The following is a 19,063-nucleotide window of genomic DNA, read 5'->3' as shown; positions in this document are numbered from 1 at the left end:
GGCGAACTTCAGCCTTACGTTGAGGCAAGGCCTTGTCGCAACTGAAGTCGCTCCTGCATAGATAGGGAGAGTTTCTTGAGGAACCTTTCATTCGCATGACGTCACCGACTGCAACACGCGTTGACGGTAGATCGTCGAATGTTCGCCTTGATGCACCTCGGTCTGCGCAACCGGCTCCGCCCCCATCCGCAGATAAAACCTGTGCGCCGGCGCTAGCGCTGCGCCCACGACGATCTTGAATTCCGTGTTGCCGCGGCTTTCGAAGAATTCCGTCAATCGTTGATAGAGCGTCTCAGCCAGATGCTGGCCCCGGCACGCAGGATCGAGAGCAATACTTAATAGCTCCGCTCGCGGCCACGATGACGATTGGTCGTTGTCCCGGCTATAACGCAGGATTTCGAGCATGCGCCAGATCCGCCGAGGGAAAAACAGCGAAGGCAGCAACGCCAACGCCAAGCGCGGCGTGTGGTAGAACATGCGGCGATAGATCGACCCCATACCCATACCACCCGCTACGAAACCGACCACCCTGCCGTCACGTTCCACCGTCAGCAGCACACTGTCGGCACCTTCATCGATCACCTGATAAAGCAGTGACACGAAGCCAACACCAAGCCTCGAAAGGAAGCCCTGGTCAATATTGGCGATATGTAGCTGCGCCACCTGGCGATAGCATTCGCGCTTACTCATGGCATACCAGACCGCATCAGATCCCGAACGCCTCGGCCAGCTCGAGCGGTGGCGATGGCAGGTTTTCGAAAACCCTCCACACTACCGACGACTTCGGCAGCAACACGACCCAGACGGTAAGCACGATCAGTAGGAAATAGGTGCGCAAACCCTGGTTAGCGACATACCATTCCTCAAGAGCTCCCTTATACGGCGCGATGACCACGTCGTAATAGCGCTCTTGCTGCTCATGCCCATGCAACAGGTTTTCCTCATCACGGAACACGATCGACCCGATCCCGGACAAGCCAGGCCGCACCTTCACGATCTGCGCCTGCACCACTTTCGAGAAGGCATCAAAGCAACGCTGTGTCTGCGGTCGCGGCCCGATAAGGCTCATATCGCCTTTGAGAATATTGATCAGCTGCGGCAGCTCGTTGAGCTTGGTCTTGCGCAAGAACTTTCCGACCGGCAATACGCGTGGATCACCCTTCACCGTCACCGTGCCAGTGCCGATATTCGGGCTGTTCTTCAGCATGGTAGCGAGCTTGAGCAAGCCAAACGGCTGGCCGTTCAAACCCACCCTTTGCTGTACAAAGAAAATCTCGCCCTCGCCGGTAAGGCGCAACAGAACCATCAACGGAATCAGCAGAGGCGACAATATCAGTAGCGCCAGCCCAGAGAAAAACACATCGAATAGACGTTGCATGATTACATCCTGCCATCGAGGTATTTGCCGGTTTCCTTGTGCGCGAAATCCGGAATCATGTGATTGAACAGGTCGACGATCTCACCCTTCTGCCAGGCCGATCCGCTGCGAATGGAACGAATGGCTTCGAGAAAATGGCTGAGCCGACCGGCGTCGTGGTCGGGCGCATTCTTGATGATGCCGATGCTTTCGAAGCGCTGCATATTCAATGTCTCGGCATCGGTGAAGAACTCTTCGAAATCCTTCTCGCCGGTGGTATCGCTTGCGAAGAAATAGCATGGCCACTTGCGCTGACCGATCAGTTCCGTAGCACGATCGCGCGCCTCATCCTCGCTGGCGCACGGATACGCTTCATAGCCAAGACTTTCCAGATAGCGCACTGCGATATCGGAGAATCGGGTCAGGTCCAGGCTTTCGCTCAACTTCGGAAAGAAAATGTCGCGGTTGTCGCCCAGCAGGCAGGACATCAGGCAAAGCTCGCCCGACTCCTGTGGTGTGACGAAATAACGCCGCACGTCGTTCGGCGCCGAAATGGGCTGACGCTTGGTGAAGCGCTGGTTGAATCCGTGTAGTAGCGAGCCGTCTGAAAACGCGACATTGGCAAAGCGCGCGGTAGATATCGGCAGCTTGGCGCTGGCCTGCATCAGGAACATTTCCATGATGCGCTTGCTCGCACCCATCATGTTGACCGGATTGGCGGCCTTATCGGTGGAAACACAGAAGTATTTCTTCGCTCCATGCGCGCGTGCCAGCTCGATGGTCTTGATCGTGTTCAGTACATTGACTTCGATAAGACGCATCAAAGTGAACGGGTCTTTCTCGCTGCGTACATGCTTGAGTGCAGACAGGTTGAGCACATAGTCATAGCTTCGCTCAGCTTGCATCAGCGCCTCATACTCGCGGCCACCGCAGTCGATCGCGAAGGTACGAAAGTCACCGTCGATATAACCAAGCGTGCTGCGAATATCGCGCACCAGCTCAACCATGTTGTTTTCACTGATATCGACCACGTGCAGTGCCTTCGGCCGCCGCTTGAAAATCTCGCGGGTCACCGCCTGGCCGATCGAACCGGCGCCACCGATCACCAGAAAGCGGCTCGAAGCAACTTTCGCCGAGAGCTCCTGTTCTTCACGTTGCACGTCCACGTCGAATAGCGGCCGGTCGCGGCCAATCATTTGCAGCACGTTCATGGCTTGGGTACCTGCAAGGTCAAGTTCTGTAAGGCATGGTCCGGAACGCTGGATGGAATATTGACCACGCGATCTTCCAGCCAGCGGGAGTTTTCCAACCCGTCGTGCTGGCAGTGCTGGTACATGTCCAGGCGCGTCATCAATCGCCAGATCGGGCGGGTCATCACACCGCGGCTATTGCTGTACTCGAGAAAGGCATCGCGCTCGGCAAGCGAGTCGAGCAGCAATACATTGAGCCAATGATTGGACACAGCTCCGGCTGGCGGTTTCATGAAACGCATGCCGTTCGCATCGAAGAATGCAGCGTAACGAGTAGCGATCTCTTCCTTGATACGAAGGAACTCGGGTAGCCGTTCCATCTGCGCGCAGCCAAGTGCCGCATTGAGATTCGGTAACCGATAGTTGTAACCGGTCTCGTCGTGAACGAATTCGTAAGGGTGCGGAATCTTGGCTGTCGTGGTGATGTGCTTTGCCCGTGTCGCGAGCGCATCGTCATCGGTCAGGATCATGCCGCCGGCGCCGGTGGTGATCACCTTGTTACCGTTGAAACTGAGCGTGGCAAGCTTGCCGAATCTGCCGGTATGACGACCGCCGCGATAGCTGCCCAACGACTCGGCGGCATCCTCGACCACCGGAATGCCGTACTCGTCGCATAACGCAACGATCTCTTCGATCCGACAAGGATGACCGAAGCTATGCATAGGCAGACAGGCAGCGATGCGCCTGCCGGTTCCCCGATTGAACGCCTGCCCTCCCCTGCGTTCCACGTGCGTCGACAGGAATGCCCGCAGGGCGTCAGGGCTCATCCCCAGGGTCTCGCGCTCCACGTCCACGAATACCGGGTGCGCGCCACAGTAGGCAATCGCATTGCAGGTGGCAATAAAGGTCAAGGCCTGGCTGATCACCTCGCAATCGCGCTCTACACCGGCCAGCTGCAACGCCACGTGCAATGCCGCCGTACCGTTGACTGTCGCCACTGCATACCTAGCCCCGGTGAACGCGGCGAGCTGCTGCTCGAACTCCACTACCTTGGCGCCCACCGAGGATACGAAGTTCGAATCGATGCAATCGATCAGGTAACGTTTCTCGTTACCCTCGAACACGGGACGATGCAGCGCGACCGGACCTTCGCCATAGATGCTTCGAACCATATCGATGACAGCATCGAAACGCGCGTTCGCCGACAATGCTGCTGGCGCGGTGCTTTTTGGCGTCGAGATATTCATGCGACTCCCATTTGTTCGAGCATGGATTGATTGACCTTGTGCACGTCGTACTTGGTTTCGGCGATCGCGCGTGAGCGCCCGCCCATGCGTCCAGCCAGCGCGGGGTCATCGATGAACTGTTGCATCGCTGCAACTAACCCACTCACCGACTTCACCGGCACCAGAAAGCCGTTGTCGCCATCGACGACCGTTTCGCGACAACCGGGCGCATCCGTGGTGATGACAGCGCGCCCCATGGCCATGGCTTCCAGCACCGTGCGTGGCGTACCTTCGCGATAGGACGGGAGCACGTAGACGCTACTGGCGGCAATCGCCGGTCGCACATCGCTCAGACGACCGGCGTACTCGACCACGCCATCGGCCAACCAGCCATCCAGTTCGTGTTGTGCGATGGCATCCGGGTTCTCGTCGATCCAGCCGACCAAGGTGAAGGCAATGTGCGGATACTTGCTGCGAATGTGCCGAGCCGCTTCGGCATATTCTCGTACGCCCTTGTCACCCAGCAGGCGCGCGATGAGCAGGAAACGTGGCGACGCCGGCAACGGCGCCACGGCATACGCCGCCACATCTACGCCCGAGCCGTTGACGACAAAAGACGAAGTCGTCGCGGGCAAGATGTCCAGCGTGCGAAATAGCGCCTCGTCGTCCGGATTCTGGAACAGCGCCTTATTTACGCGACGAAGGGCAAGCCGATACAGGCTTCTGGCCAATACTCGCCACAGGCCACGACTCTGGCCACCATCGCCCTGGAACGCGTAGCCCAACCCCGTGATCAGCGCATAACGCCGCGGCACCCCGGCAAACGTCGCTGCGAGCGAGCCATAGATCACCGGTTTGATGGTATAGGCCAGCACATAGTCGGGATGAATCTTGCGCATCAGACGCCATAGATCGATCAGCGTGCGCAGATCCGCCAAGGGGTTCATGCCGGTGCGGCGCAACGGGATGTCGTGCACCGTGATACCGCGTGTCCGCAGTGGCTCATACCACTGGCTTCCCGCATCCAATCCCGGCGCTGCCACATGCACGCTCAGCCCGCGCGCAAGCAATGCATCCAGCAGCGGCCCACGAAAATGCAGGATCGAATCAGGGAAGCTGGCAATGAGGAGGAAGGTCATTCAAACAACTCGCTAAAGCTCTAGGTTGTACGCCGTCCCCCAACGGCATGCCGCAATCTGAATCGTGTTACGTCTGTTCGCCCAGCCATGCCTGGAACATCAGGATGGTCCACAAGTGATGCTGCCAATTGCGCTTGCCGCTTAAGTGCTCGTCCCACAATCGACGGATCGGCGCTGGCTGCAGATACCCTTCGCGCCGCAAGCGATCTTCGCCAAGCAGGTTTTCCGCCCAATCGCGCAGCGGCCCACGCAGCCAACTATCCAATGGGATGCCGAAGCCCATCTTCGGCCGCTCGATCAATTCCTTCGGCACATGCCGGTACAGCACCTGGCGCAATAGCCATTTGCCTTGCCCATCGCGAATCTTCAAACCGAGCGGCATGCGCCAGGCCAGTTCGACCACCCGGTGATCCAGCAAGGGGACGCGTGTTTCCAGGCTATTCGCCATCGCGGCGCGATCGACTTTCACCAGAATGTCGTCGGTCATGTATGTCTGCGCGTCCATCGCCATCATCCAGTGCTCGAGACCATCTGTCTGTGGCCATGCGCGCAGATCCGTCAGCAACGTCGGCGGCTCCTTCGCGCCGATGACGACGCTACCGGGATCGCTCCAATGACTGGTCAGCTGACGATAGAACGCCTGGCCACCCGACAGCGTCAGCACGGCGGCCAGCTTCTGCGCCTTGTCGCCCGGCGTGGCCAGATGCATGCGCTTGGGCAACAGGAACTTCGTGCTTTCGAATAATTTGTCCCAGGCTGCCGGCGACAGTGCACGCAAGCCACTGGCAGCCGCCCGGCGCGCCAACAGTGGCATCTGCTGCATACGGCCCCACACTTTGCGCGCCGAGAGGTACCGGTTATAACCACCGAACAGCTCGTCACCGGCATCACCGCTTAGTGCCACGGTGACATGCTGTCGCGCGAGCTGGCTGACCAGGAAGGTGGGAATCTGCGAGCTGTCGCTGAATGGCTCGCAGTACATCGATGGCAAACGCGGAATGACGGCCAGCGCATCCTCGGGACGGATGTACAGCTCGGTATGTTCGGTCCCCAGATGGCGGGCGACCGCCTTGGCGTGCACGGCCTCGTCGTAGCCGCTCTCGTCCAGGCCAATGGTGAATGTCTTCACCGGCCGGCTGCTATGCGCCTGCATCAATGCGACCACGGTGCTGCTGTCGATGCCGCCGCTGAGAAAGGCACCGAGCGGCACATCGGACAACATCTGCGCCTGAATGCTGCGGGTCAGTTGCGCCTCGAGCGTGTCGACAGCCTCGGTTTCCGACCCGATAAAAGGATCGGCCAGGCCCGCCTGCACCGCGTCGTTAAAGCGCCAATAAGGCACCGCATCGACATCGCCGATCGACATGTCGTCGGCTAGCGGTATACGCAGCCAATGTCCGGGCTGAAGCTTGCGGATATTCCGATAGATGCTGTACGGCGCCGGGATGCAGTTGTGTCGAAGCAACAGGGCCAATGCATCTCGGTCAATATCGCTTCGAAATGTCTCGTGCGCGCGCAACGCCTTGAGTTCAGAGCCGAACAACAAGGTGTCGCCCTGCCAACCGTAGTACAGCGGCTTCTCGCCGAGCCGGTCGCGAGCCAATGTCAGCGCCTTGTCCTGACGGTCCCACAAGGCGATCGCAAACATGCCGACCGTGGCCTGCAAGGTGCGTTCGATACCCCACGCGACGAAGCAGGCCATCATCGTCTCGGTGTCGGAATGCCCACGCCAGGGTGGCGCATGGCCTTCCGTCGCCAGGCGCTCGCGCAGATCGAGGTGGTTATATATCTCGCCGTTGAACACCATCACGTAGCGCCCGCCACCTGCATCCCCCACGGAGTGCATGGGTTGATGTCCGGCTGGCGAAAGATCCTGGATAGCCAGACGACGTTGAGCCAACGCGATACCTCGAGCTTCATCGCACCACGATCCATCGTCGTCCGGACCACGATGCACCAGGCGTTCGCACATGAGCTCGACCTGCCGCCTCATCGCTTCCTGCGTGACGCCGCCGCGCGGCCGCCAAAAACCGGTCATGCCGCACATCAGCGTCGCTCCATATCGAACTGCTCTACCCTGGGTGATGCCGTGCCGGTCGGCGCGCTATCGGATTGCAACAGGCTACGCAGCACGGCAGCCAGGCGCGGCGCTTGGGCCGCAAGGCTGTACTCGCGCTCGACCTGCTCGCGGCCTGCGCTGCCCATGCGTTGCCGCAAGGATGCGTCGCTTACAAGCCGCTGCAGCGCATCCGCCCAGGCAGCATCGTCGGCCGCGAGATAGCCGTTTTCGCCCTGCCGCACGATGTCCACGTTCACACCTACCGGCGAGGCCACTACCGGCAAACCACTGGCCATGTACTGGATCAGCTTGTAGCCGCACTTGCCGCGCTCCCAGGGGCCATCGACCAGCGGCATGATGCCGATGTCCATGCGCGCGATCGTCGCCGCCTCGGTGTCTTCGGACCATTCCACCCGCTCCACCGGAATGCCGGCCAGTGCGTCGACCATCTGCGCGTTGGCACCGACCAGCAGCAGGCGCGCGTTGTGCTTCGCGCAGACCTGGGCCAGGGCATCCCGAATATCGAGCAGGTATTTCTGGGTGGCCGGCGAACCGACCCAGCCGATCACTGTTTGTTCCCGTTCGCCGTGGGTCACCTTCGTATAGCGCCGGTGATCCACGACAGTAGGAATACGTTCGACCCGTTTGGCCCCAGCCTGATTCGCACGCGCGGCAAGATAGCCGTTACCCGCGATGACGCATGATGCGTGCCGCATGACCCGATCGATTTTCTTGCCAAGAATGCGCCTTACGAGCGAACTCGATGACAGATCGTAGTTGTGGAACAAGGCATCGTCGTATTCGGCCACGAACGGCGCGGCGGATCGGCGAAGCATGGATTCCAGCCAGTAAGGCAGATAGGGAAATAGCTCGGCCTCGATCCACAACACGCTGCCAGACGGCGCGCGAAGCAATTGGACCATACGGCGCCAGTAGTACTTCCATACGTGCTTCTTCGCGGAAAATGCACTTCCACCGTATCTGGCTTGCAGATAAGCATCGGGGAACAGCTCGCATACTTCGATATCGATACCTTGCTCGGCCAGCAGCGGCAGGTACTGCATGCTGCGCAGGCGCGAACTGGCGCCCATCCGCGAGTATTTGGAAAACAGAATAACTTTGAGCCGCCTCATGTCGATGCACTCTTGCGCATGGCTGCGTGGTCGATGAAGAACCCCACCACCGGAAGCACGTACATCCATTGGAACGTGAAGGCTTCGATGTACGGATTGGTGTTGGACGCAACGAAGGCCGCGACAAATCCGCAGAACATGAACTTCATGCCCGGAGTGAGGTGACGCAGGATGGCCGCCTTTATCACACGGGCGATGTACCAGAAGAACAGTGACGCATAAACAAGCGCACCCACGATGCCAACCCGAAGCAAGGTGGCCAGCCAGACAAGTTCATAGCGCCATGGGTAATCGGTGCTGCGTATATACGAAACACCGATGCCATGCCCCACGCCGACACCGCCGCTATCGAGGATGCCTTGATACAAGGCATAGGCCTGCCCCGAACGGGCGCTGCCACCACCGGACGCCAGCTTGTCGGCAAAATTATTGAAAATGACCGACAGATGGATATTCGCCAGTTCGCCTAGGGCGAAAATCGCAAGCCCGCCGGCCAACAGCATCGGCAACCCATATTTGACGACTTGCGTCAGCAGCGAACGACGGCGCCGATACTCGCTGGTGCGCGGTGTAAGCATCAGTCCAAGCAACAGGCCGATGGGCACGGACAGGATCAGCGCCGATCGTCCGGAAGTGATAATGCATATGAGCAGCGCAGCCAGCACGATCAGGCGCAGCAACTTGTTGCGGATCAGCTCGGGCGAGCTGAAGAATCCGCCACATAGAAAGATCAGCGAACCGTAGACATGCATCACGGCGGCGGAGTAGCCGTCGCTATTGTTCACGTTGGCCGCTTCGGTGAAGAACGATACCGCCGCCGCACCGCCGATGTGATACAGCACGAAATAGATCGCCACGCTGATACAGCACAGAATCGCCAGCCAGACGAACCCATGGATAAGCCGTTCGGTGCCGAGCGTGAGGATCAGATGGGCCGAGACGAAAACCCACAAGAGTGGCGAGACGATGTAGATCGCCACGACCTGTGCGGCAGCGATCCATGGCGCGTCATTCAGATAGCCGACGGCGATGTAGATCAGCGTGACCATCACCGAGCATGCATAGAACAGAAAGATCGTCTTGAGGCCCGGAGCAACCCGGAAGCCATGCAGGGAAAATAAAAAGCAGACCGCCAACATGCCGGCCGTCGGTAGCTGCAGCGAATTGGGAATCACCACAGACAGGAATAGCAGCAGCATGGCGGCGCACATGAACAGAGTGCGCGTAGTCAGCATCCGTTGCCATGGGCTGAGCATTTGCGGCATGGCTACCGGTGTCGAGAGTTGAACGGAGCTCATAAGCGGCTCCATCCGAATGGCATGGTCGCCACCTTCCGCTCCACACCTGGCTCAACAGGCGCGACTAGCTTCGACGGCATCAACCTGGCCGATCGCGTATGCATCACGCAACCATGCCGCTTAGCCAACGATCGAACTGGCGGACCTGTTCGACCTTGCTGTAAACACCGATACCGCGTTGTTTGGCGCTGCCCGACGCGACGCCAAACAGGCGATCCAGCATTGCCGGCGCCCTGGTCTCGTCAGTCGTCAGCACCGTCGCACCCGCCCCGGTTTCGGAAAGAATATGGGAGGCCTCGTTTTCGACGCCGGAAAAACAGATCACCTCCGGTCCGGCGGCCAGGTACTCGAACAGCTTTCCGGTGGCGCAACCGACACCGTCGCCGGTAATCAACAGAAGCTGCTGGCATTGCATCATCAGATTCAAGGCAACCGGACGCGGCACTGAGTCGACCGTGCTGTATGTGCATTCCAGGCGCGCGATGATTTCGCGCTCGATGGGAGTCAGCTCTCCAACAAACAAGGCATGCGCATGCTGGCGTGCCTCCGCACTCGCATTCATGGCACGTACGAAGCATTCCAGGCTGCCGATGCGGCTGTGGTCGCTTGCGCTGATCCGACCGAAATGACCGATCAATCGCCTCCCTGGCGGCACATGCTTCGCCATCAACTGAGAGGCCACGGTGCGACTGTCGCCGTCGTGCACGGAGAAGTCATCCGGATCGTAGCCATTGGGCATCAGCCCGACCTTTTTCTTCGGGTAACGCCGTTCGAAATCGCTCACCAGCGCGCGGCTCACCGTGGTTACCAGGCCAGACGCCGTAACAACCCGGCTCTCGACCAGTTGGCGCAACAGCGCACTGAGCCTGCCCTGCCGCCCCAGTGCCTCGAAGGTCAGGCCGTCCCTGAAATCCTGCAGGCAAGGGATGCGATGTTTTGCCGACAGGCAACGGGCGGCAACCAATGCATCGATGGGCGAATAGGTACCGATAACGACGCAAGCCTCGCCTTCGGCAAGTCGCGCTCGGCATAACGCATCGGCAGCTTCCAGCGCATTGATCAGCCAGGTATCGCTACTGCGTCCGAGCACACGATTGGTCGCCGCCGCCAGAAATGGCGTGGGCGACGCAAAAGCCGACAGCAACGACAATAACGAGCTGGTCGCCGACGACTCCGAGCCGACGCAATGCCCGCGAAAATTCATCACGTTGATGTCGTTGAAAGCTTCATCGCCTCCGACCGGCATGTTTGTCTCAACGGCATCCTGGCCAGTCGTGCGCGAAAAGATGAAGACCCGGTACTTCTGGAAATCCAGATACTTCAACAGGCCCTTGAATCGCTGCGACGCGATGTTGTTGGCCGTGTGATGCGTAGCAAACACGAACAGGTTGATTTTCTTGGGGTCGGTCTTGTTCAACATGGCATCCTCGACGTATCAGTCGTCAACGCTGACTGCCGTCCTGGCGCCGCTCTTTACCGGGTGGCCGTCCAGAAGCGCTTCGATAACGAGATCCGCGGCATGACCTTTCCCGTAAGGCTGCTCCGCCCCGGAAATCTCGCATGCCAGCATCTGCTCATACGCCTGCCCGATGGCCACGGACGACGTGCCCACGATGCGATTGGCGCCTATCTCGACCAGCTCCACCCACTCGGTCTCGTCACGCAGGGTGATACAGGGCTTGCCATGAAAATAAGCCTCTTTCTGCACGCCGCCGGAATCGGTCAGTACCATCCGGCAATTCGCTTCCAACCAGACCATCTCGAGATAACCGACCGGGTCGATCACCCGAACATTGTCGGGAAAATGGATGCCCGCCGCTGCCATGCGCGACCGCGTACGGGGATGCAGCGGAAGGATCACTACCGTGGGCAACGCGGCCAGACCCGTCAGAATGCCTTGCAGCCTGCCGTTATCATCGGTGTTCTCGGCGCGGTGAATGGTGCACAACGCAAAACCATTGTTGCCAAGCGCATCCAGTGCCTCGGTCGCCGGCCGCCTGGCCTTTTCCCGGTAATACAACGCGGCGTCATACATTACATCGCCGGCCACACGCACCTTGGAACCGACAATGCCCTCGCTGCGTAGATTGTCCTTTGCGCCCTCACTGGGAACCAGCAACAGGCTGGCCAGGTGATCGGTCAGTACCCGATTGATCTCCTCGGGCATGCGCCGGTTATACGAACGCAATCCCGCTTCGACATGGGCCACCGGGATATGAAGCTTGCTCGCTGCCAGTGCGCCGGCGAGCGTGCTGTCGGTGTCGCCATAGACCAGCATCCAATCGGGCTTTTCCGATAGCAGCACGATTTCGATGCTTTCGATCATGCGCCCGGTGTTCTGACCATGTGGTCCACCGCCGATACCCAGATGGTAGGCCGGCCTTGGGATATCCAGCTCATTGAAAAACACATCCGACATGTTGGCGTCGTAGTGCTGACCGGTATGCACCAGGACTTCCTTTACATGCTGGCGGTGTCCGGCAAGCGCACGCGAGACAACGGCGGCCTTGATGAACTGTGGCCTGGCGCCGACGACGGTTACGATCTTCATACGCTCACTCCGGCAAGCACTTCGGACAGCAGCCCGACGACCTGGCGCTGATCGTCCTGCGACAGATCCGGGCCCATCGGCAGGCTGATAACGTGTTCGGCCAACCAGCTGGCCACGGGCGACCTGGCATCGACGTCGAACGACCGATACGCCGGCTGCTCGTTCAGCGGTATCGGATAGTGCACGGCAGTCGGAATGCCTGCGCTCTTCAGTTCGCCTTGCACAACATCGCGATGAGGCACCAATGCGGTGTATTGCGCGTACACTGAACGGTTGCCGGGTGCCAGCGCCAACGTACGCAATCCGCTTAACGGACGACCGACCTCGTCGCTGCTTACCGGTACGGCATGCGCAACCTCGGCGAGTTGTCGCGTGTATTCCGCGCCTAATGCGTGCCGCTGCTCCACCTCCCAGGAAAATCGCGGCCACTTCGCCAGAACGATCGCGCATTGCAGCGTATCCATCCGTCCGCCCAGGCCGATGCGCGTATGCACGTAGCGCTTGCTCTGCCCATGGACCCGGATCTCCCGTGCTGCCTGCGCCAGCGTGTCGTCATCGGTAAACAATGCGCCGCCGTCGCCGTAACAGCCCAGCGGTTTGCTGGGAAAGAAGCTGCTGCAGCCGATGGTGGACATCCCGCAGCTGCGTTTGCCGTTGCGCTGCGCGCCAAAGCTTTGCGCACCGTCCTCGATCACCGGAATATGGCCGTGGTCGGCTGCGACCGCGCAGATGGCTTCCATATCGGCCAACTGTCCGTACAGGCTGATCGGCATGATCGCGCGCGTTCGGTCGCCAATGCGTTCTGCAATCAAGCGGGCATCGATATTGCCGGTATGCGGTTCGACATCCACGAATACGGGTCTGGCGCCAAGCAGTGCAATGACCTCGGCACTGGCGGCGAAGGTGAATGGGCTGGTGATGACCTCGTCACCCGGCCCCACCCCCAACGCCATCAACGAAATAAGCAACGCCTCGGTGCCGCTGGCGACCGTGACGCAGTGCTTCACCCCGACAAAGTTCGCCAGAGTCTGCTCAAGCTCGGCAACTTCCGGACCCATGATGTACTGGCCGTGCGCTAGTACCTCGGCGATCCTGCGGTCGAGTTCCGGCTTGATCGCCTGCTGTTGCGTCTTCAGATCAATGAACTGCATATTCGATCTCTTTGAGAATTTTTGCCGGCGTACCGCCGATGACGCATCGGCCCTGCGGAAAGCTGCGAGTAACTACCGCGCCCGCGGCCACCACGGTTCTGTTGCCTAAGATCACGCCGGGAAGAATCACCGCGTTCATGCCGATCCAACACTTCTCCCCGATCACCACGTCCTGACCGTCTTCGTGCTCGTCCAATGCATCCAGACGATGATTCGCGGTGATGATGCCGACGTTCGGCGCGATATAAGTCCCGCGGCCGAGATGGATGGTGCCCTTGAAGTTCTGCAGGTAGATCCCGGGCGATTGGAAGTTGTTGATGTCGTCCGGATGGAACACCAGGTTGTCCGGATTGGACACATAGCAGGTCAAACCGCTGGGCCAGGGCAATGGACGTGCCAGACGAAGAATGTTTTTCTGCCACACCGAGCGCACCGCCCAGAAGTAGCCGCCATAGCTGGCGTCGAAATGCCGACCTTGCAGGTACTTCCGCTTGAAAAAAAGCGACAGCACCAGCTTCGCCACCGGCTTGATCAGGAAACCCGTTCGCATGAGCACACGCTTGATCATCTAAGCGACTCCATCAGACGAATCTCCCCAGCGCGTAACGCGCCAGCAAGCCCAGAAGCACCCAAAGCGCCACGAAGTTGAAGCCCGACTTCAGCAACAGTCGATAATCCTGCAGTCGCAATCCCGCCAGATGGGAAAAGACGAAAAAGCACGCCAGATAAAACACCGCGCCGGAGACCGCATACATTTCAGAAAGGCGGCCAGGCAGGAGGGCAGCCGCGGCGCCGATCGCTCCGACGCGCAAGCACAGGCCAGCGATGGTCAGGATCATCATGCCGCGCTGGCGATTGCGCACATGCATGACCATGGATACCGGCGACGACATCAGCTGCGCGACAAACCACGGCGTCATCCATGCGACCAGGACGCCGGCTCGCTGCCATTTCTCGCCAAAGATGAGCGCGAAGGCCTGCGGTGCCACCAGGGCGGCAAACAGCAGCGGACCAACGCCCGTCTTCATCAATCCACCGAGAATGCCTGCGGTGAACTTGCCCAGCGTACCGGCGCGATATTCTTCCGGCGCATGCGCCAGATAGACTTGAGAGACGGCATTGCCGATCAGATTCATCGGCACCTGGATCACACGCATACCCAGCATCAGGAAACCGGCTTCCGGTCCGATCGCCAGTGCAGCGATCAGGATCACCGGCAATTGAATGCCGCCGGTATTGGCCAATGCCTCGAAGGTCGAATACTTGGGGAAGCGATCGTACTCGTGGAACAGCCGCCGCATGTTGGAGCGGCTCACGTCATTCAGCGCCGCACGATCCGCAGTCAATATGCGCCGCCCCAGGCCGACCACGCCGGCACCGCTGCTGATCGCCTGCCCCACCAGCAAACCGGAAGGCGCCAGGCCCAGCCAGCCCATACCGAGCTGTGCGCCCGCGCCGCCGATCGCCTGCGTCATCCGGGTCTTGGCGATGGTGCCGAAGATCTTTTTCCGCGTGGCCCAATACTGCAATGCGCTATAAGTCCCCGCCAGCAACACGCCGATCGGCAACAGCCACAGATAAGGCTGCAATCCCGGCTGGTGCAGCAACCGGGCTATCGCGGCGGGCGCCAGCAGAATCGGCAAGGCTGTCGCCACCGACACCAACACACAAAAGCCGAGCGCCAAGGCCAGCAGATTGGCGGCGTCGCCATCGACCTCTGGCATGGGTATGGCGATGTCCAGGCGCAGACAGGCGGCCACCGAGATGATACCCAGCAGCGATGCATAGACCGCCAGCACGCTGAAATCCTGCGGCGAATACAGCCGCGTCAGTACCGGCAATACCAGTACCATCAGCGCCTGCGCGAACGCGGTGCCTCCAACCAGCAAGGTGATCGAGCGGATCAACCCACTCTGGCGGAGACGCGCTATCTTTTCACGCAACGGCACTGCCCATCTTGCAGCTGGTACAGCAGGCCTGTAGTCGGACATAGCGTTTCACCATTGCCGGTCAGCGGCAGGTCGAGTTGTTCGCCGAATTCGCTCATCCAGCCGATCTGGCGTGCCGGCACGCCTACCATCAGCGCATAGGCCGGCACATCTTTGTTGATCACGGCGCCGGCGCCGATGAAGGCGAATTCACCGATGGTCACGCCGCAGACGATCGTACAGTTGGCCCCAAGCGTGGCGCCTCGTTTCACCAACGTGTCGCGGTATTCGTCCTTGCGCTCCACCAGGGAGCGCGGGTTGTAGACATTGGTAAAGACCATGCTCGGGCCGCAGAACACGCCCTCTTCCAACGTCACGTTGTCGTAGACCGACACGTTGTTTTGAATCTTGCAGTGGTCGCCGATACTGACCTTGTTACCGACGAACACATTCTGGCCAAGCGATACGCCCTTGCCGATGCGTGCGCCCGCGCAGACATGCACGAAATGCCAGACGCGTGAGCCCTCTCCGATCTGGGCACCTTCATCGACGATCGCACTGGGATGCTGATAGAAGCTCATGACATCAAACTCCTATCGAATCCCGGTTGAGAAAAGGATGATAGTCACCCTGCAAACCCAACGGCTGCGCATTGCGGATCGTTGCAACCGTCGCGATAGCCGTACGATTGGCTTCCAGGCCGTAGCCGCGCCCAGCGAGGATTTCCTGGTAGCTGCGCGTATGCAGATCAGTGAAGCCGCCGGAGAACTCGATCTCCTTGCCGTCCACGGTGATCGAACGATAGGTGCGCTGACCTGCGGCACGCTGTTCGTCCGGCACGTCCTCCACGTCCACCGACAAGAACCAGCGCGCCCTGGCGTGCTCGTATTCCAGGTAGCCGGCCGCCTTGGTCTCGGACGAGTAATGAACCACGTTGTCCTGCAGCTCGCCAAAAATGAAATGCAGCATGTCGAAGAAATGCACGCCGATATTCGTGGCAATACCTCCGGACTTCTTGGCGTCGCCCTTCCAGGACTGCAGATACCAATGACCGCGTGAGGTGATATAGGTCAGATCCACCTCGTACTTCTTGTCGTGCTTGCCACGCTGCACCTGCTCGCGTAGCGCGATGATCGCTGGATGCACGCGAAGCTGCAGGATGGTACTGACCTTGTGACCGCTGTCGCGCTCGATTTCCTTCAGACCGTCAATGTTCCACGGATTGAGCACCAGCGGCTTCTCGCAGATCGCATCGGTACCGGAGCGCAAGGCGAAACGCATGTGCGAATCGTGTAGGTAGTTGGGCGAACAGATCGAAATGTAGTCGAGGCGATGGCTGTGATTGTGGCGACGCAGCTTGTCGACATGACGATCGAAGCGCTCGAACTCAGTAAAGAAATCGGCCTCCGGGAAATGGCTGTCGATGATGCCGACCGAATCGTTCGGATCATAGGCGGCCACCAGCTGATGGCCAGTGTCCTTGATCGCCTGCATATGACGTGGCGCGATATAGCCGGCGGCGCCGATCAGGGCAAAATTCTTCATGCTGGAACGGCTCCGGGGATCGAAGGGGACAAGGCAGACGGATAGGTCATCAGGTACCAGCGAACAAACTGGCGTACGCCCTCTTCCACCGACACCTGGGGACGGTAGCCGACGGCCTCGATCAGACCGGATACATCAGCCTCGGTATCGGGTACGTCGCCTGCCTGCAACGGCAACATTTCCATGATCGCCTTGCATCCGAGGCACTGCTCAAGCACTTCGATGTAGCGCAATAGCTCGACTGGACGTTCGTTGCCGATGTTGTAGAGGCGATACGGCGCGTTGCTGCTGGCCGGATCGGGCGCATCGCTGCGCCATGAGGGATCCGAACCAGGCACGTTGTCCAACGTGCGCACCACGCCTTCGACGATATCGTCGATATAGGTGAAGCTGCGCTTGTGATGACCGTGGTTGAAGACCTTGATAGGCTCGCCGGCCAGGATCGCCTTGGTAAACAGGAACAGCGCCATGTCCGGCCGCCCCCACGGACCGTAGACGGTGAAAAAGCGCAAACCCGTGCATGGAATGCCGTACAGATGCGCATAGCTGTGCGCCATCTGTTCATTCGCCTTCTTGGTCGCCGCGTACAAGGTCAACGGATGCTCGGCGGACTGGTGTTCGGAGAACGGCATCGAAGTATTCGCGCCGTAGACCGAGCTGGTGGATGCAAACACAAGGTGCTCCACACCGTGATGACGGCAGCCTTCCAGAATGTGCAGAAAACCGGTCACGTTGCTGGCGATGTACACATGCGGATTCTGCGCCGCATAGCGCACGCCGGCCTGTGCGGCCAGATTGATCACCCGCTGTGGCTTGTGCTCGGCAAATACCGCTTCCACGGCCGCACGATCGGCCAAGTCCCCGTGTATGTGGGTATAACCTGGGCGATCTATGAAGCGGGCGAGCCGAGCCCGCTTGAGGTTGACGTCGTAGTAGTCGCTCAGATTGTCGAAACCGATCACCTCATCGCCACGATCGAGCAGATGCATGGCGACATGCGAGCCGATAAAGCCGGCCGTACCGGTAACCAGCACCTTCATGTTCACAGCCTTCCGTCCACCGCATCGCGCGGAAGCACATATTTCACGTCGTAGACCACCGACGTCGGTTTACCGAAGGCGCGGATGCCCTCCGCACCCAGCGTGACGAACTGATGGTGACCCACGGCTACGACAATGGCGTCGTAATCGCCATGCTTGGGTTCGCTGATCGGCGTCAACGCGTACTCATGCTCGGCCTCGGCCGCATCCACCCACGGATCGTAGACGTCTACGTCGACACTGTAGCCACGCAGTGCGTGCACGATATCCACGACGCGGGTATTGCGCAGATCGGGGCAGTTTTCCTTGAACGCCAGGCCCAGCAGCAGGATGCGCGCGCGTACCGGATTGATGCCCTTGCGCACCATCAGGCGCACGGCCTCGCTGGCAATGTACGGACCCATGCTGTCATTGGTGCGACGGCCAGCCAGGATCACATCGGGGTGGTGGCCGACTTCCTGCGCTTTATGCGTGAGGTAGTAAGGATCCACGCTGATGCAATGACCGCCGACCAGACCCGGTCGGAATGGCAGGAAGTTCCATTTCGTGCCGGCGGCCTGCAACACTTCCAGCGTGTCGATACCCAGCCTGTTGAACAGAATCGCCAGATCGTTGACCAGGGCGATGTTGAGATCACGCTGGGTGTTCTCGATCACCTTGGCCGCCTCGGCCACCTTGATGCTGCTGGCCTTGTGCGTGCCTGCGGTAATGATGCTGGCGTACAGCGCATCCACGAAGTCGGCCACTGCCGGCGTGGAGCCGGAGGTCACCTTGAGGATGGACGTCACGCGATGCTGCTTGTCGCCGGGATTGATCCGCTCGGGACTGTAGCCGGCAAAGAAATCCTGATTGAAGACCAGGCCGGAGATTCGTTCCAGGATAGGGATACAGACTTCTTCGGTACAACCGGGATACACGGTGGACTCGTACACCACCACATCACCGCGCTTGAGCACCTTGCCCAGACTCTCGCTAGCCTTGATCAAGGGCGTGAGATCCGGCCGCTTGAACACGTCGATCGGCGTGGGAACGGTAACGATATACACCGTGCAGGCACGGATCGCGTCCAGCTCCGCACTGAAGCTCAGGCGGTGGGCTTCGGCCAGCTCAGCCGCATCGACCTCGAGCGTGCTGTCGCGGCCCGCTCGCAACTCATCCACGCGCGCGGCGCGGATGTCGAAGCCGATCGTATCGTATTTCTTTCCAAATTCCACCGCCAACGGCAACCCGACATAACCGAGGCCGATGATGGCGATCCTGGCGCTATCCACTTTCTGCATGCCAATTTTCCAGAGTAGTTGCGACTCGAAATCCGGCCTTTATCGGCTCGCTTCGGATCGTGCACAAAAGCTCACTGGTCCGGTCATGGCATCCAAGCCCATTGATGATTACAAGCTCTTCTTTACTGCTCGCTGAAGCGCTTATACAAATTCCATATGCTTTCAA

At 59.6% G+C, this 19,063-nt stretch carries 17 protein-coding genes; all 17 read right to left on the bottom strand.

All coding sequences use genetic code 11. The features are described from left to right. Positions 1 to 87: 87 nt before the first annotated feature. The 17 genes from ACZ6WW_RS06620 to tviB all read right to left on the bottom strand — a co-directional run bounded on the left by ACZ6WW_RS06620 (position 88) and on the right by tviB (position 18,897). The gene (locus ACZ6WW_RS06620) at positions 88 to 690 is read right to left on the bottom strand and encodes a GNAT family N-acetyltransferase (protein ID WP_465273487.1); all 603 of its coding nucleotides are present in this window, start codon (positions 688 to 690) and stop codon (positions 88 to 90) included. A 16-nt stretch (positions 691 to 706) separates the two neighbouring features. Then, positions 707 to 1,378: a sugar transferase gene (locus ACZ6WW_RS06615; RefSeq protein WP_465273486.1), complete on the bottom strand. Its 672-nt coding sequence runs from the start codon at positions 1,376 to 1,378 to the stop codon at positions 707 to 709. 2 nt (positions 1,379 to 1,380) lie between these two features. Beyond that, positions 1,381 to 2,568 (bottom strand): UDP-N-acetylglucosamine 4,6-dehydratase, encoded by a 1,188-nt coding sequence (locus ACZ6WW_RS06610; RefSeq protein WP_465273485.1) that lies wholly within the window; start codon positions 2,566 to 2,568, stop codon positions 1,381 to 1,383. Beyond that, complete coding sequence (locus ACZ6WW_RS06605; RefSeq protein WP_465273484.1) at positions 2,565 to 3,794, bottom strand: LegC family aminotransferase; 1,230 nt, start codon at positions 3,792 to 3,794, stop codon at positions 2,565 to 2,567. The genes ACZ6WW_RS06610 and ACZ6WW_RS06605 overlap by 4 nt, the downstream gene beginning before the upstream one ends. Beyond that, on the bottom strand, positions 3,791 to 4,912 hold the full coding sequence (locus ACZ6WW_RS06600; protein ID WP_465273483.1) for a glycosyltransferase family 4 protein: 1,122 nt from the start codon (positions 4,910 to 4,912) through the stop codon (positions 3,791 to 3,793). The genes ACZ6WW_RS06605 and ACZ6WW_RS06600 overlap by 4 nt, the downstream gene beginning before the upstream one ends. A gap of 67 nt (positions 4,913 to 4,979) precedes the next feature. Further along, complete coding sequence (gene asnB, locus ACZ6WW_RS06595; protein ID WP_465273482.1) at positions 4,980 to 6,950, bottom strand: asparagine synthase (glutamine-hydrolyzing); 1,971 nt, start codon at positions 6,948 to 6,950, stop codon at positions 4,980 to 4,982. 8 nt (positions 6,951 to 6,958) lie between these two features. Next, complete coding sequence (locus ACZ6WW_RS06590) at positions 6,959 to 8,104, bottom strand: glycosyltransferase family 4 protein (RefSeq protein ID WP_465273481.1); 1,146 nt, start codon at positions 8,102 to 8,104, stop codon at positions 6,959 to 6,961. Next, positions 8,101 to 9,402 carry a hypothetical protein gene (locus ACZ6WW_RS06585; protein ID WP_465273480.1) on the bottom strand — a complete coding sequence of 434 codons (1,302 nt, stop codon included), beginning with the start codon at positions 9,400 to 9,402 and terminating at the stop codon, positions 8,101 to 8,103. Before ACZ6WW_RS06585 ends, ACZ6WW_RS06590 begins: the two co-directional genes overlap by 4 nt. A gap of 103 nt (positions 9,403 to 9,505) precedes the next feature. Then, complete coding sequence (locus ACZ6WW_RS06580; protein ID WP_465273479.1) at positions 9,506 to 10,822, bottom strand: glycosyltransferase; 1,317 nt, start codon at positions 10,820 to 10,822, stop codon at positions 9,506 to 9,508. A 15-nt stretch (positions 10,823 to 10,837) separates the two neighbouring features. Beyond that, complete coding sequence (gene wecB / locus ACZ6WW_RS06575; RefSeq protein WP_465273478.1) at positions 10,838 to 11,953, bottom strand: non-hydrolyzing UDP-N-acetylglucosamine 2-epimerase; 1,116 nt, start codon at positions 11,951 to 11,953, stop codon at positions 10,838 to 10,840. After that, positions 11,950 to 13,104 (bottom strand): DegT/DnrJ/EryC1/StrS family aminotransferase, encoded by a 1,155-nt coding sequence (locus ACZ6WW_RS06570; protein ID WP_465273477.1) that lies wholly within the window; start codon positions 13,102 to 13,104, stop codon positions 11,950 to 11,952. The genes wecB and ACZ6WW_RS06570 overlap by 4 nt, the downstream gene beginning before the upstream one ends. Then, a complete protein-coding gene (locus ACZ6WW_RS06565) occupies positions 13,091 to 13,672 on the bottom strand; it encodes a DapH/DapD/GlmU-related protein (RefSeq protein WP_465273476.1) in 582 nt (193 codons plus the stop codon). The genes ACZ6WW_RS06570 and ACZ6WW_RS06565 overlap by 14 nt, the downstream gene beginning before the upstream one ends. Positions 13,673 to 13,685: 13 nt before the next feature. Continuing rightward, positions 13,686 to 15,047: an oligosaccharide flippase family protein gene (locus ACZ6WW_RS06560; RefSeq protein WP_465273475.1), complete on the bottom strand. Its 1,362-nt coding sequence runs from the start codon at positions 15,045 to 15,047 to the stop codon at positions 13,686 to 13,688. Beyond that, the gene (wbpD, locus tag ACZ6WW_RS06555; RefSeq protein ID WP_465273474.1) at positions 15,032 to 15,613 is read right to left on the bottom strand and encodes a UDP-2-acetamido-3-amino-2,3-dideoxy-D-glucuronate N-acetyltransferase; all 582 of its coding nucleotides are present in this window, start codon (positions 15,611 to 15,613) and stop codon (positions 15,032 to 15,034) included. The genes ACZ6WW_RS06560 and wbpD overlap by 16 nt, the downstream gene beginning before the upstream one ends. Before the next feature lie 4 nt (positions 15,614 to 15,617). Further along, positions 15,618 to 16,577 carry a Gfo/Idh/MocA family protein gene (locus ACZ6WW_RS06550; protein WP_465273473.1) on the bottom strand — a complete coding sequence of 320 codons (960 nt, stop codon included), beginning with the start codon at positions 16,575 to 16,577 and terminating at the stop codon, positions 15,618 to 15,620. Then, positions 16,574 to 17,617, bottom strand: a complete 1,044-nt coding sequence (locus ACZ6WW_RS06545; protein WP_281848611.1) for an NAD-dependent epimerase — start codon at positions 17,615 to 17,617, stop codon at positions 16,574 to 16,576. Before ACZ6WW_RS06545 ends, ACZ6WW_RS06550 begins: the two co-directional genes overlap by 4 nt. A gap of 2 nt (positions 17,618 to 17,619) precedes the next feature. Next, entirely contained in the window at positions 17,620 to 18,897 is a 1,278-nt protein-coding gene (gene tviB, locus ACZ6WW_RS06540; RefSeq protein WP_281848610.1) for a Vi polysaccharide biosynthesis UDP-N-acetylglucosamine C-6 dehydrogenase TviB, read from the bottom strand. Positions 18,898 to 19,063: the final 166 nt, after the last annotated feature.

The sequence above is a fragment of the Dyella sp. NPDC103356 genome (assembly GCF_055584465.1).
Note: the sequence above shows the minus strand (reverse complement) of the source record. Positions and strands in the feature narration are given on the sequence as shown.

Excerpts from the sequence above, each read along its gene's own strand:
- ACZ6WW_RS06620 (WP_465273487.1), bottom strand. The coding sequence starts at position 690 with ATGAGTAAGCGCGAATGCTATCGCCAGGTGGCGCAGCTACATATCGCC.
- ACZ6WW_RS06615 (WP_465273486.1), bottom strand. The coding sequence starts at position 1,378 with ATGCAACGTCTATTCGATGTGTTTTTCTCTGGGCTGGCGCTACTGATA.
- ACZ6WW_RS06610 (WP_465273485.1), bottom strand. The coding sequence starts at position 2,568 with ATGAACGTGCTGCAAATGATTGGCCGCGACCGGCCGCTATTCGACGTG.
- ACZ6WW_RS06605 (WP_465273484.1), bottom strand. The coding sequence starts at position 3,794 with ATGAATATCTCGACGCCAAAAAGCACCGCGCCAGCAGCATTGTCGGCG.
- ACZ6WW_RS06600 (WP_465273483.1), bottom strand. The coding sequence starts at position 4,912 with ATGACCTTCCTCCTCATTGCCAGCTTCCCTGATTCGATCCTGCATTTT.
- asnB (WP_465273482.1), bottom strand. The coding sequence starts at position 6,950 with ATGACCGGTTTTTGGCGGCCGCGCGGCGGCGTCACGCAGGAAGCGATG.
- ACZ6WW_RS06590 (WP_465273481.1), bottom strand. The coding sequence starts at position 8,104 with ATGAGGCGGCTCAAAGTTATTCTGTTTTCCAAATACTCGCGGATGGGC.
- ACZ6WW_RS06585 (WP_465273480.1), bottom strand. The coding sequence starts at position 9,402 with ATGAGCTCCGTTCAACTCTCGACACCGGTAGCCATGCCGCAAATGCTC.
- ACZ6WW_RS06580 (WP_465273479.1), bottom strand. The coding sequence starts at position 10,822 with ATGTTGAACAAGACCGACCCCAAGAAAATCAACCTGTTCGTGTTTGCT.
- wecB (WP_465273478.1), bottom strand. The coding sequence starts at position 11,953 with ATGAAGATCGTAACCGTCGTCGGCGCCAGGCCACAGTTCATCAAGGCC.
- ACZ6WW_RS06570 (WP_465273477.1), bottom strand. The coding sequence starts at position 13,104 with ATGCAGTTCATTGATCTGAAGACGCAACAGCAGGCGATCAAGCCGGAA.
- ACZ6WW_RS06565 (WP_465273476.1), bottom strand. The coding sequence starts at position 13,672 with ATGATCAAGCGTGTGCTCATGCGAACGGGTTTCCTGATCAAGCCGGTG.
- wbpD (WP_465273474.1), bottom strand. The coding sequence starts at position 15,613 with ATGAGCTTCTATCAGCATCCCAGTGCGATCGTCGATGAAGGTGCCCAG.
- ACZ6WW_RS06550 (WP_465273473.1), bottom strand. The coding sequence starts at position 16,577 with ATGAAGAATTTTGCCCTGATCGGCGCCGCCGGCTATATCGCGCCACGT.
- ACZ6WW_RS06545 (WP_281848611.1), bottom strand. The coding sequence starts at position 17,617 with ATGAAGGTGCTGGTTACCGGTACGGCCGGCTTTATCGGCTCGCATGTC.
- tviB (WP_281848610.1), bottom strand. The coding sequence starts at position 18,897 with ATGCAGAAAGTGGATAGCGCCAGGATCGCCATCATCGGCCTCGGTTAT.